Origin of the sequence: Flavobacterium sp. XGLA_31 (assembly GCF_051547105.1) — a bacterium.
Lineage (GTDB): Bacteria > Bacteroidota > Bacteroidia > Flavobacteriales > Flavobacteriaceae > Flavobacterium.
The window spans coordinates 727,765-740,382 of sequence record NZ_JBPTTM010000001.1 but is presented as its reverse complement, the minus strand read 5'-3'; the positions used below and the strand labels follow the sequence as shown (position 1 = coordinate 740,382).

10 protein-coding genes are annotated in these 12,618 nt (G+C 43.8%); 5 read left to right on the top strand and 5 right to left on the bottom strand.

The window, feature by feature from the left end; genetic code table 11:
• Window position 1: 1 nt before the first annotated feature.
• The gene (locus ACSVH6_RS03220; RefSeq protein WP_438075488.1) at window positions 2-2,209 is read left to right on the top strand and encodes a TonB-dependent receptor; all 2,208 of its coding nucleotides are present in this window, start codon (window positions 2-4) and stop codon (window positions 2,207-2,209) included.
• Between the two features lie 29 nt (window positions 2,210-2,238).
• On the opposite strand, the gene ACSVH6_RS03215 is transcribed toward ACSVH6_RS03220, so the two are convergent.
• A complete protein-coding gene (locus tag ACSVH6_RS03215; RefSeq protein ID WP_438075485.1) occupies window positions 2,239-3,039 on the bottom strand; it encodes a TIGR00266 family protein in 801 nt (266 codons plus the stop codon).
• Window positions 3,040-3,218: 179 nt separating this feature from the next.
• On the opposite strand from ACSVH6_RS03215, the gene ACSVH6_RS03210 reads away from it, so the two are divergent.
• Window positions 3,219-3,593 carry a DoxX protein gene (locus ACSVH6_RS03210; protein ID WP_438075483.1) on the top strand — a complete coding sequence of 125 codons (375 nt, stop codon included), beginning with the start codon at window positions 3,219-3,221 and terminating at the stop codon, window positions 3,591-3,593.
• A gap of 38 nt (window positions 3,594-3,631) precedes the next feature.
• Here ACSVH6_RS03210 and ACSVH6_RS03205 read toward each other — a convergent pair whose 3' ends face one another.
• From ACSVH6_RS03205 to ACSVH6_RS03195, 3 genes are read right to left on the bottom strand one after another with little or no spacing between them, the layout of a single operon-like run.
• Window positions 3,632-4,552, bottom strand: coding sequence for a lipid A-modifier LpxR family protein (locus ACSVH6_RS03205; RefSeq protein ID WP_438075481.1), 921 nt, complete (start codon window positions 4,550-4,552; stop codon window positions 3,632-3,634).
• Entirely contained in the window at window positions 4,552-5,232 is a 681-nt protein-coding gene (gene mtgA, locus ACSVH6_RS03200; RefSeq protein ID WP_438075479.1) for a monofunctional biosynthetic peptidoglycan transglycosylase, read from the bottom strand. Before mtgA ends, ACSVH6_RS03205 begins: the two co-directional genes overlap by 1 nt.
• The gene (locus tag ACSVH6_RS03195) at window positions 5,229-6,371 is read right to left on the bottom strand and encodes an NAD(P)/FAD-dependent oxidoreductase (protein ID WP_438075478.1); all 1,143 of its coding nucleotides are present in this window, start codon (window positions 6,369-6,371) and stop codon (window positions 5,229-5,231) included. The genes mtgA and ACSVH6_RS03195 overlap by 4 nt, the downstream gene beginning before the upstream one ends.
• A 214-nt stretch (window positions 6,372-6,585) precedes the next feature.
• Between ACSVH6_RS03195 and ACSVH6_RS03190 the strand changes: the two genes are divergently transcribed.
• A complete protein-coding gene (locus ACSVH6_RS03190) occupies window positions 6,586-9,774 on the top strand; it encodes a reprolysin-like metallopeptidase (protein ID WP_438075476.1) in 3,189 nt (1,062 codons plus the stop codon).
• A gap of 176 nt (window positions 9,775-9,950) precedes the next feature.
• Window positions 9,951-10,652, top strand: coding sequence for a DNA-binding domain-containing protein (locus ACSVH6_RS03185; protein WP_438075475.1), 702 nt, complete (start codon window positions 9,951-9,953; stop codon window positions 10,650-10,652).
• A gap of 5 nt (window positions 10,653-10,657) precedes the next feature.
• Here ACSVH6_RS03185 and ACSVH6_RS03180 read toward each other — a convergent pair whose 3' ends face one another.
• Window positions 10,658-10,873 (bottom strand): hypothetical protein, encoded by a 216-nt coding sequence (locus tag ACSVH6_RS03180; RefSeq protein WP_438075473.1) that lies wholly within the window; start codon window positions 10,871-10,873, stop codon window positions 10,658-10,660.
• Between the two features lie 328 nt (window positions 10,874-11,201).
• Between ACSVH6_RS03180 and ACSVH6_RS03175 the strand changes: the two genes are divergently transcribed.
• The gene (locus ACSVH6_RS03175; protein WP_438075471.1) at window positions 11,202-12,614 is read left to right on the top strand and encodes a T9SS type A sorting domain-containing protein; all 1,413 of its coding nucleotides are present in this window, start codon (window positions 11,202-11,204) and stop codon (window positions 12,612-12,614) included.
• The last annotated feature ends 4 nt before the right edge of the window (window positions 12,615-12,618 follow it).

Sequence of the window (12,618 nt, the reverse complement as noted above, 5' to 3'; positions counted from 1 at the left end):
CATGAAATTATTTTATATAACCCTTCTGCTGGAGGTTAGTTTATTTGCACAAGCTCAAAACAAAATCACAGGAATTACTTCAGACAAGGACCAAAAACCGCTGCCTAATGTGACCATATCAATACCCGAAATCCACAGAGAAACCATTTCAGATTCGGAAGGAAAATACGTTTTAAACCATTTGCCCGATGGCCATTTTACAGTCGTATTTTCATCAGTGGGTTATACTACTAAGAATGTTTCCGTTGCGCTTCTTACCAAAGAAACCACGCTTAACATAACTTTGGATGACAACATGATTCACATGGATGAAGTCATTGTTTCCACAGCTTTCAACAAAGTACAATCCCAAAATGTGATGAAAGTAGAACATGCCGGATTAAAATCGTTACAGCAAAGAGGAGCCGCAACCCTTATTGACGGCTTAGCTACCATCCCCGGAGTGGCTCAGGTTTCGACCGGAACGGCTATTGGGAAGCCTGTCATTCGGGGATTGAGCGGGAACCGTGTTTTAGTGTATTCACAGGGTGTTCGTTTAGAAAACCAACAATTTGGTGAAGAACACGGTTTGGGACTCAACGATGCCGGGGTGGAAAGCGTGGAAGTGATAAAAGGCCCGGCCTCTCTTTTATATGGTTCAGATGCTTTGGGCGGTGTTTTGTATTTTAATCCTGAAAAGTTTGCCAATGCCAAACAACTTAAAGTGGATTTTGGCCAACGGTTGTTTTCCAATACCTTAGGAAGCAATACTACACTGGGACTGAAAACCTCAACCGAAAACTGGAAATTTTTAGTCCGGGGCAGCTACAACACTCATGCCGATTATCAAATTCCGAATGGTGACCGTGTCACCAATACCCGTTATAACGAAAGTGATTTAAAAACCGGGATTGGCTATAGTAATTCCAATTTTTCCAGTGTGCTGCGTTATAATTTCAACAAGCTGGATTTGGGCATACCCGAAAATGGCATAGCGGAACAATCCACCAGTCACAGCACAGACTTCCCCAGACAGGCAGTGAACAATCACATCCTGAGCCTGCATAACAATTTCTATTTCAAAAACTCCAAACTCGATGCCGATTTGGGTTATATTTTTAATGATCGCAGTGAATTTGAAAACAGCAATACCGCTTCGTTACACATGAAGCTCCGCACCTTTAACTATGATTTGAAATACTATTTACCTAAAACAGGCAAAGTAGAGAGCATCATCGGCATTCAAGGCATGCAGCAAACCAATACCAATTCGGGGGAAGAATATCTGATTCCCGATGCTCAGACCCGTGACTTTGGTATTTTCGGAACCGCCAATTATGAGTTTGGCACAAATGTATTGCAGGCCGGCCTGCGTTTTGACAACAGAAAAGTTAGTACGGAAGCACATGGTATTGTAGGCAACGAAGGCTATTTTGAAGCGATTGATAAAAGCTTTGACAGCTTTAATGCCTCTTTGGGTTACAAAACCAATTTGGGAAAAGACATCACCTTGCGTGCCAACATCGCTTCAGGATTTCGGGCCCCCAACTTGGCGGAACTGACTTCTAATGGTGTGCATGAAGGCAGCAACCGGTACGAAATTGGAAATGCCGATTTGAAGAACGAGCAAAACCTGCAAACCGATTTGAATCTCGAATACAAAAGTTCCCATTTTGAAGTCTTTGCCAACGGATTCTTCAACCACATCAACCATTATATTTTCATTTCACCTAATGGCAATGTCATTGAAGGCAACAATGTATACGATTATGTCCAGGCCAATGCCAAATTATACGGTGGGGAAGCCGGAATACACTTCCATCCGCACCCGCTGGATTGGCTGCACTTCACTAGTAGTTTTGAAACCGTTACAGGTAAAAAGGACAACGGCGACAACTTGCCGTTGATTCCCGCCACTAAATGGAACAACACTTTACGCGGTGAATTCAATATCAAAAATTGGTGGAAAGAAGGATTTGCCACACTGAACATTGAAAGCACTTTTGCTCAAAACAACCACAGCGCATTTGAAACCAAAACCAATGATTATACTTTGATTAATCTGGGACTGGGAGGAAAAATTACCGTGAATAAATCCGTATTTCAACTGAATTTAAATGCCAACAATCTTTTGGACAAAACTTATATTTCCCATCTATCCCGATTAAAATCGGATGGTATTCCTAATATCGGGCGTACCATAATCCTTGGCATCAGTTTTATGATATAAAAAAGCGTCCCGATTGGGACGCTTTTGTTTTAAAATCGGTTGTCGCCGTCTATCATTCTTCCCAGACCTCCGAGCAAACTGCCTTCTTCTCTGCCACTACCGCCTGCTTTAGGAGCCGAAGCAATAATGCGATCGGCTAAACGGCTAAACGGAAGCGATTGAATGTAGACCGTTCCCGGACCACGGAGTGTCGCGTAAAACAAACCTTCTCCTCCGAAAATAGAATTCTTGATTCCGCCGATAAACTCAATATCGTAATCCACATCTTTGGTAAACCCAACAATACAACCCGTATCTACTTTCAATACTTCACCTGCCGCTAATTCTTTTTTGGCTAAAGTACCCCCGGAATGCACAAAGGCCATGCCGTCTCCTTCTATCTTTTGCATGATAAAACCTTCACCACCAAAAAGTCCTCTGCCCAGTTTTCTCGAAAATTCAATTCCTATCGCCACCCCTTTGGCCGCACACAGGAAGGAATCTTTTTGACAAATGAATTTTCCTCCGTATTGAGTCAAATCAATAGCTACAATCTTGCCCGGATAGGGAGCTGCAAAAGACACTTTGCTTTTTCCGTAATTCTGGTTGATATAAGCGGTCATAAAAAGGCTTTCACCGGTCAAAACACGCTTTCCTGCTGAAAGCAACTTGTCAAACAAGCCGGATTGTTGCTGCGAACCATCTCCAAAAATGGCTTCCATTTTAATGCCGTTGTCCATCATCATAAAGCTGCCGGCTTCGGCAACAACAATTTCCTGAGGATCGAGTTCAATTTCAACGTATTGCATTTCTTCCCCATAAATATGGTAATCTATTTCATGTGCTTGCATAGTCTTATGTTTTAGTTGTACCCATTAGTAAAATTATTTCAAAAAAGTTACACTCCTAAACAGTATTCAAAAAAAATCAACAAATACAATTAATCTGTTAATAATTTGATTTATACTATGCAATATCTTTACTTTTTTAATGTTATTTTTACGTTATTACTAATTTAAACTATCCGCTTATGAATTCCATGTTTACTAAAATCGTTCGCATAGCGCTGGGTTTGGCGCTTATTGTTTTTGGGGCCAATAAATTTTTACATTTCATTCCGATGGAAGCACCTACCGGTGCTGCGGGAGACTTTATGAATTCATTGGGAGCCACAGGCTATATTTTCCCGGTTGTGGGTGTTTTTGAAGTAGTTATCGGCGGATTGTTATTAATGAAAAAATGGGTGGCTTTTGCGCTGATTCTACTGGCCCCTATATCCATCAACATCCTGTTGTTCCATATGTTTTTAGACATCCCCGGCATTTCCATTGCACTGGTGGTTATTGTTTTCAACACCATATTGATATACAAACATTGGCAACAATACAAACCTCTGTTTTATTAAACTGAATATTCAACGCTTCTTCGGAAGCGTTTTTTTATTTAAAAAACATACGAACTTATCACTGATCCATAATAATAGCCCGTGGCCGAGTTGTTTCTGATTTCGTCGGTAGTGTACACAAAGGAACCGGAAAGATTGAGATGGTGGTATTTGAATTTTATGCCGGCTTCGCCTCTGAAACGTATGGGTTTGAGATCAAAAGTGACCACGCTTTTATGGTCAAACAGGCTTCCCTGAATGGTGGCATCATATACCTGAAGATTGATTTTAGGGAGTACAAAAAAATAACATTCTTTTGGAGCGGTGCCCAGCCCGTTATAGAAATTGGAATTGCTCATGGCCGTCAAGGGCTTGGATAAACTCAGTCGGGTCAGGATACCGAAATTGGTTCCGGTGAATACCGTTCCCAAATCTGATTTAGTGTACAACTGAAAATCAAGATAGTCTGAAGTCACTTTAGCAAAAATAGGTTTCGAATACGTCAGGCCATATTGAAGCGCTAATGTATTTTGAATCTGATATTCCCAACCGTAAATTTTTCCAAAGCCAAAAGAAGCATGCATCCAATCCTGAAACTGTTCTGCTTTTGAATCGGGGCCTACCACACCCAGTTGAAAAGTCATTGCTTTTACACTGTTGGATCGGTTCATTTTGGTTACCGAATATTCGGCAAACAAATAACCGGCATAGGGTCGGTTATGGTTTTCGGGATTCGTTGCCTTTACCCATCTTGGATTGAAAATTTGTTGCCCTATTCTGAATCCGTGAATTCTCTTTTGCTCGGTAGTGGTTTTGTCGGAAACATAATTTCCGAACAGAAAGGTACCGTTGGTATAGTAAAAGTCATTATAGGTGGATACAAAAGAGTCGTTTTCCAATTGCAATCCCAATTCAATCGGTTTCTTATTTTGTGCCACAACACTTGACGCAACCAACAGCCACAAAATTTTAAAGCGCATTAGTATTCAATTTTACCGATATGACGCATCACCCGCAGAATTTTGTCTTTTCGTTTGTTGATGTAGGCAGAAGAATTGGAAGCCTTAAACTTTCTTGGGTTTGGAAGAATGGCAGCAATGCCGGCGGCTTCTCTTGGCGTCAAATCTTTTGCAGTAGTACTGTACCAGTGGCGGGCCGCTTCCTGGGCACCATAAACCCCATTCCCCATTTCAATACTGTTGAGATAGACTTCCATGATGCGTTCTTTACCCCAAATCAGTTCTATGAGCACCGTGAAGTAAGCCTCCAATCCTTTGCGGACATAACTTCTGCCCTGCCACAGGAAAACATTCTTGGCGGTTTGCTGCGAAATGGTGCTGCCTCCTTTGAGTTTTTTACCTTTCTGATTGCTCTTATACGCTTTTTGCATGGCTTTAAAATCAAAGCCGCTGTGGGTTAAAAAATTGCCGTCTTCACTGGCAATAACCGCCTTCTGCAAGTTGGACGAAATATCCGAAAGCGGAACCCACTTGTGACTGTAGATGGCATCTCCGCCATCGAGTTTAAACTCAATAATGCGGGTTACCATTAATGGCGTGAACGGAATCGGCACCCATTTGAAAAGAATAACACTGGCAACTGAAAGTCCGAAAAACCACAACAGGGCTTTCCACATCCAACGAACTATTTTTTTTATCATACTAAATCTGCTAATTCCTGACCTATCAAACTGCCGATGGCAACTCCCATACCGCCCAGTCGCACTCCGCAATACACCCTTTCGGACAATTGGGCTACTATAGGGTTTTTACTGGATCCTAATCCCATAATTCCGCTCCATCGGTGGGCAATTTTATAATCGGTGTTGGGCAAAATTACTTCTTTTAACAATTGCTCCAACCGGTTTTGAATAATTTCCGATTGACCTAAGTCGGTAGTGGTCTCTCCCTCAAAGTCGAGATTGCGCCCTCCACCCAGCAGAATACGGTCGTCTATATTCCGGAAATAATAATACCCTTTATCGAGATGAAAGGTTCCTTTGATATCTAGATTGGGAATAGGTTCTGTAATCAATACCTGTGCCCGTGCCGGTTTCACCTGATTATTGGTCACCCCACCGGCAAAACCATTGGTGGCAAACAGTAGTTTTTGGGCGGAAAAACTAAAATCCTCTCCCAGGGACGATCCCGAATCGGGTGTGGCTAAAGCTATGACAACACCATTGGCTGTTTCCTGATACGACGTCACCGTTACCTGATTGAGAATTAAAATACCGCTGGAAATTGCTTTTCTCAATAGCGTTTCCATCATGTTGCCGGTATCCAATTGGGCCTCGTAGGGATTAAAAATCACATACTCCTGAATGCCTTGAAAAGCAAAGCGATCTACTTCTTTGGCAAAGACATCGTTTCTGAACAACGGTTTGAGCAACTCATTGATAAAAGGCAGCTTTTGCAAACACTCGGCATAGGTGCTTTCGTCTTCGTGTAAAAACAATTCATATCCGCCGTGGGGTTTAAAATCCAGAGCGGCATCGCCCAAATTTTTACGCAACAATTGCAAACCCTGCCAGCGTTTGGTGATGAGTTGTATGACTTCTTCTTCGCTGTGCGTTTTTAAATCGTCTATGATTTCGGAAAGACTGCCAAAACAGGCGAAGCCGGCATTTTTGGTACTGGCTCCCTGAGGCAGCAATCCTTTCTCGAGCAAGAGGATTTTGCTTTCCGGAAAACGCTCTCTCAGCCGCAGGGCAGCATGAAGCCCAACTATCCCACTGCCGACAATGGCAAAATCTACCTTAGTAAACCAATTCTTAAGCTCCCAATAACTGAAATGCATGTGCTATTTTTTCTTAAAAATACTTTTTTCATCGCAAACGGAACTGTTTTTTTTGAAATTTATCATTTTCATATGAATTGTTTTAATTTTTTAGGCATCTTTCAACAAATAAACAGGTATTTCGACGATTTGTTGGCAGATTTTTATAATAACCTAATTATTTCACAAAAATAATTTTACTTTTGAAATCTAATTTTAACAAATTCAATATAGTATGAAATTCAAATTACTTTCGATGGTATTGTTGGCAGTGAGTTGTGTGGCTTTGGCCCAGGACAGAAATGCTTTATGGAATACCGCTGTCAAAAAAAGTGACTTTGTGCCGCTGGACAGCAGAATGAATTTACCGGAAAGAACGCTGTTTACTTTAAATCTGGAAGGATTAAAAACCGCTTTACAGAACAGCCCGAAACGAAGTGCTCAGCTTGGTACTTCATCGGTAGTACTGGCGTTACCCAATGCAGAGGGAACATTGGAAAACTTCAAAATCTTTGAAAACCCTACTATGGATCCGGCTTTAGCCGCCAAATATCCTGATATCAAGTCCTATTTGGGAGTTGGTGTCAATGACCCAAGTAAAACGGCCTACTTCAGTGTTTCGCCTTTGGGATTCAAATCGATGGTGTTGGGAGCCGGAACACCGGCAGTGTTCATAGAACCATTATCACAAGACCTGACCACCTATACCGTATACCGCAAACAGGACAAAGCTTTGTCTCTGACTCCTTTCGAGTGTAAGGTCATCGACTTGGCTACTCCTACTGTCAATGCCAGCACGGCCCGACCGAATGCTGATGACGGACTTATGCGTACCTTCCGCTTGGCGATGTCCTGTACCGGGGAGTATGCCGTGTATTTCGGAGGAACCAAAGCCTTGGCTTTGGCCGCTATTAATGCATCGCTTACCCGTGTAAACGGCGTATTTGAAAAAGACTTCTCGGCCCGTATGGTTTTGATTGCCAATACCGATTTGGTTATCTATACCAATGCCTCAACCGATCCATATTCGGCAGCTTCGAGCATGTCGCAATGGAACTCTCAGTTGCAATCCACACTTACCTCAGTAATTGGCGAAGCCAATTATGATATCGGTCACTTATTCGGGGCTACCGGTGGTGGTGGAAATGCCGGTTGTATCGGTTGTATTTGTGTGAACGGTTCCAAAGGAAGCGGAATCACCTCACCGGCTGACGGCATTCCGCAGGGAGATAATTTTGACATCGATTATGTAGCTCACGAAATGGGACACCAGTTTGGGGCAAACCACACGTTTACCCATAGCAACGAAGGCACCGGGGTTCAAATGGAACCGGGTTCTGGATCAACCATCATGGGCTATGCCGGAATTACCTCATTGGACGTGCAACCACATTCGGATGCCTATTTCCACGCGATTAGCATCCAACAAGTAACGAATAACATCAAAGCCAAAACCTGTTCGGTGAATACCGCTACCGGAAATGCTACCCCAACCGCCAATGCCGGATTGGATTACACCATCCCGAAAAGCACACCGTTTATGTTGACCGCAACAGCTACCGATGCCAACGGGGACACGCTGACATACAACTGGGAAGAAATGGATTCGCAGACGACCTCTGCAGCCCCGAGTGCCACTAAAACTACGGGGGTAGATTTCCGTTCGTATGATTCTACGACCTCACCTACCCGTTATTTCCCAAGAATGGCTTCGGTACTAACCGGAGCGACTACTACCGCAGGTCAGGAACTTACCGTAGAAGCGCTGCCATCTGTAGCCCGTACGCTTAATTTCAGAGTAACGGTAAGAGATAACCATGCCGGAGGTCCGGCCAACAATAGTGACGATATGATTGTTACGGTAAACGCCACCGCAGGTCCGTTTAGTGTAACGTCTCCCAACACCGCCGTTTCGTATGTGGGCGGAAGTACCCAAACCATTACGTGGAATGTGGCCGGCACTACAGCCAACAACGTTAACTGTGCCAATGTAGATATCTTAATCTCTACCGATGGCGGGACAACCTGGTCTACCTTATTAGCAGCTACTGCCAATGACGGAACGGAACCGGTAACCATTCCAAATACTCCGGGAACCACAAACCGTATCATGGTCAAAGGAAGCAATCACATCTTCTTTGATGTATCGAATACCAACTTTACGATTACCGCCGGTTCTACCGATACTGTAGCACCAACGGCGCCAACGTTAACCGCTTCGGGAACGACCCAAACCACCACCAATCTGGCTTGGTCCGGAGCTACAGATAACGTAGCCGTAACGGGGTATGAAGTATACAAAAACGGAACGCTTTTGGGTACCACGGCTTCCACTACGTATGCCGTTTCAGGTTTGACCGCTTCAACGACCTATGCGTTTACCGTAAAAGCCAAAGATGCTGCCGGCAATACCTCTGTAGCGAGCAATACCGTGAGTGTAACTACCTTAGCTCCGGTGGCGGATACGACAGCGCCAACAGCGCCAACACTAACCGCATCGGGCACTACCACTACATCAACTAACTTATCCTGGTCAGGTGCTACCGACAATGTAGGCGTTATAGGATACGACGTGTATAAAGACAATGTTTTATTGGGCACCACAGCCACCACCACTTATGCCGTTTCGGGCTTAACAGCTGCTACCACTTATGGCTTTTATGTGATTGCCAAAGACGCTGCCGGAAATGCTTCGGCTGCCAGCAATACCGTGAGCGTAACCACCCTTTCGGTTACGGTAACCTACTGTACTTCGCAAGGGAACAGCACCGCCGATGAAAAAATTGGCAAAGTAGTATTTGGCACCATCAACAACACCTCTACCGGTACCGCCGGGTATGAAAACTTTACCGCGTTGTCTACCAATGCGACTCGTGGCACGGCTTATACCATCACCATTACACCATCATGGACCAGCACCAAATACAGTGAAGGCTATGCGGTATTTATTGATTACAACCAGGATGGTGATTTTGCCGATGCCGGAGAAACCGTATTGACCAAAGCGAAATCCAAAACCACTCCGATTACGGGCAGCATTACCATACCGGCTTCGGCACTATTAGGAGCCACCCGAATGAGAGTTTCCATGAAATACAACGGAACGCCTACAGCGTGTGAAACGTTTTCTTTCGGACAGGTAGAAGACTACACGGTAAACATTACCGCTACGGCAAAAGAAATCAATGAAACTGTGGCACCAACCTATACCTTATACCCTAATCCGGTAAGAGGAGAAGTGTTGCACGTGGCGCAATTGACAGACGCAGCCCATTTTGTGCTGTACAACATGATGGGACAAGAAGTAGGGAAAGGAACTATTGAAAATGAAAATGTGTATGTAGGTGCTTTGCGTGCCGGCACCTACCTGATTGAAGTCATTACCGAAAAAGGAACAACGACCAAACGCTTTATTAAAGAATAAACGAAACCGTTTTTTATAATCTTTGTAAACCCCCGCCTACAGCGGGGGTTTTTATTTTTGCGGGCTTTTTATCCCCTAACCCCATAACCCTCAATATGTTAAAGTTTAGTTAAGGCAATCGAAATGGAATAGTATTTGTCAGAAAAAAAATAATATTAACTAAAAACCATTACACTATGGCTATTAAATTTTTTTTACAACCGAATCCGATTACTCCTGACCCGAACGATCAGTCAGCGCGTGTAATCACCAACCGAGTTCACGATGTAGACAGCATTACTCAGGAAATGCTCCGTCGTGGAAGTACCATCACTGAAGCCGACATTCAGGCGGTACTGAAAGTATTTTTTGAAGTGGTAACCGATGAAGTGGCCGAAGGCAACAACGTCAACCTGCCACTGGTGAACATCAAACCCAGTATTAATGGGGTCTTTATCAATGCTACCGATACTTTTGATGCTGCCCGACACATCAAAAGAGCCAGCATTTCCTCGGGCGTATTGCTCACGCAAAAACTGAATTCAGCCACCGTAGAAAAAACCATTCAAGGACAAACCGCTCCGGCTTTGATTCAGTTTACCGATATCAATACACAAACTACCAACAGCATTCTGACCCCCGGAGGGATAGGACAGTTGGTAGGGGAAGAATTGAAATTCAATCCGGCCAATCCCGCCGAAGGCATTTACTTTGTCGCGGCCAACGGTACCGCCACCAAGGTAACAGTCTTGGCCAACCGGACCGAAGGCAAATTAGTCTTCAGTATTCCCGATACGCTGGGGGCGGGTACCTACTCCCTTGAGGTACGCAAGGGATACGGAACTGTAAACATCATGCTGCGCAGCGGCATACTGCAGGAAAGCCTGCAGGTATCGTAACCGTCTCACTTTTTAGCAGAACCCGAATGGTCACCCGTTCGGGTTTTTTGTTGTTCAATACTGATGGGAATGTTTTTGACCAATATTGGTGGACAAAATGGTTTCCAATATTGGTAGACAAAAAAATCATCGTGCTTTATTTTTTTGTTCAGCAATACTGGTGGAGAAGAAAATAATGCAGCATGTTGTTCTTGATTATCGTGCATCTTTAAAACAATCATGCATTATAATTATTTTGTCCACCGTATTGGTTTTAAAAAAACGGGCTATAGCCACTTCAAGACAGCTGGTTTTGTGAAGAAAAAAGTATAAAATGTTTTTTTTCCTACAGAAAAACCGGTATATTCGTAACGGTAAGACCAAAATACCACACCCGGTTTTACTTTTCGTGCCGTAGCCCTGCTGTTGCCTGAACCCAAGGCAACCGTTAGATAGGCGATGATGAAGAGGCGCTGAGACAGCCGTCACGAGCAGTTGCTGTTATTTTTTAACGAAAACATACCCAATAGGCAAAGCCTGCAGGGCATGATGATACCAACCCAATACACTATGAAAACAAAAATCTCTTTTTTAGTACTCCCGCTATTGCTATTTCCTTTGTTGCTGCAGGGGCAATGTTTGAATCAAATTGATTGTGGTTCTTTTTCAATATCAGGATGTGGAATTAAGGAAAATGGTACACTATGGGGATGGGGTAGTAATGGTTCCGGTCAATTGGGTGACGGCACAGGAACTGATCATTGGATTCCGACACAAATTACAGCACTTTCCGATTGGCAAAGTGTGACTTGTGGTAGTTTATATATGTTAGTAATCAAAACCAATGGTACGCTTTGGGTTAGTGGTGATAATAGTACCGGTCAATTAGGTTTGGGTAATGAAGGAGGTTTTATTACATCCCTAACACAACAAGGGACTGCCAATAATTGGAAGCAAGTGGCTGGCGGTATTTCTTCGACATACGGCATCAAGACTAATGGGACGCTATGGGGATGGGGACAAAATGACGGTGGACAGATGGGAAACAACACCTGCTGTAGCGATCAGACGACACCGGTACAAATAGGCACCGATACCGATTGGAAACAGGTAGCTGCCAGCGGTTCACGTTCTGCCTTTGCCGTAAAGGCCAACGGTACGTTATGGGGTTGGGGGAGTAATATTGCATATCTTTTGGGTAATAGCAGTGTCTCAGTTTTGTCAGTCCCGACGCAGTTTACTGCGGCTTCCGATTGGGATTCAGTGAATTTAGGAGATAGTCATATTTTGGCATTGAAAACAGACCATTCTCTTTGGGCTTGGGGTGAAGGAGGTTCGGGTGAAACAGGACAAGACCCTTCGAGTGGAATTACCAATTCAGTTCCTTATCAAATACCAGGTAGTTGGAGTAAAGTTTCGGCAGGATTTCGATTTTCTATGGGTATTAAAACCGATGGTACTTTATGGGCATGGGGAAGAAATAATGTAGGTCAGCTGGGAGACGGCACTACCACCAATCGTTATATTCCCTATCAAATCAGTACGGCTACCAATTGGGTTAGTGTTTCCTGCGGGTATCAGTTTACGATAGCCTTGCGTTCTGACGGCTCTTTATGGAGTTGGGGTAACAATTATTACGGAGAATTAGGGAATGGTACTGACAGTACAACCCAAGCTACACCAACAGCTATTTCGGTAACCGGATGCAACTTGGCTGCGCCACAGTTTGAAAGACAAGTAAGCCTTATTGTGAGCCCTAATCCGGTGGTGAACCAACTTACCGTAAGCTACAAAGGCCTTGAAAACGTGGAGAGTATTGTGGTTTATGACCTTAGCGGTAAAACGGTGTATACCCTACCGGCTATGGGAAACAATGCGTTCAGCAGCAGTTTCAATACCAATGCATTAACTCCCGGAAGTTATATCCTGTCCTTACAAGCCAATGGGAAAACGGTAGTGAATAAGCAGTTTGTGAAGGAATAATTTA

Bases quoted from the DNA above. Each gene is read 5' to 3' on its own strand.
- ACSVH6_RS03220 (WP_438075488.1), top strand. From the start codon at position 2: ATGAAATTATTTTATATAACCCTTCTGCTGGAGGTTAGTTTATTTGCA.
- ACSVH6_RS03215 (WP_438075485.1), bottom strand. From the start codon at position 3,039: ATGCAAGCACATGAAATAGATTACCATATTTATGGGGAAGAAATGCAA.
- ACSVH6_RS03210 (WP_438075483.1), top strand. From the start codon at position 3,219: ATGAATTCCATGTTTACTAAAATCGTTCGCATAGCGCTGGGTTTGGCG.
- ACSVH6_RS03205 (WP_438075481.1), bottom strand. From the start codon at position 4,552: ATGCGCTTTAAAATTTTGTGGCTGTTGGTTGCGTCAAGTGTTGTGGCA.
- mtgA (WP_438075479.1), bottom strand. From the start codon at position 5,232: ATGATAAAAAAAATAGTTCGTTGGATGTGGAAAGCCCTGTTGTGGTTT.
- ACSVH6_RS03195 (WP_438075478.1), bottom strand. From the start codon at position 6,371: ATGCATTTCAGTTATTGGGAGCTTAAGAATTGGTTTACTAAGGTAGAT.
- ACSVH6_RS03190 (WP_438075476.1), top strand. From the start codon at position 6,586: ATGAAATTCAAATTACTTTCGATGGTATTGTTGGCAGTGAGTTGTGTG.
- ACSVH6_RS03185 (WP_438075475.1), top strand. From the start codon at position 9,951: ATGGCTATTAAATTTTTTTTACAACCGAATCCGATTACTCCTGACCCG.
- ACSVH6_RS03180 (WP_438075473.1), bottom strand. From the start codon at position 10,873: ATGATTGTTTTAAAGATGCACGATAATCAAGAACAACATGCTGCATTA.
- ACSVH6_RS03175 (WP_438075471.1), top strand. From the start codon at position 11,202: ATGAAAACAAAAATCTCTTTTTTAGTACTCCCGCTATTGCTATTTCCT.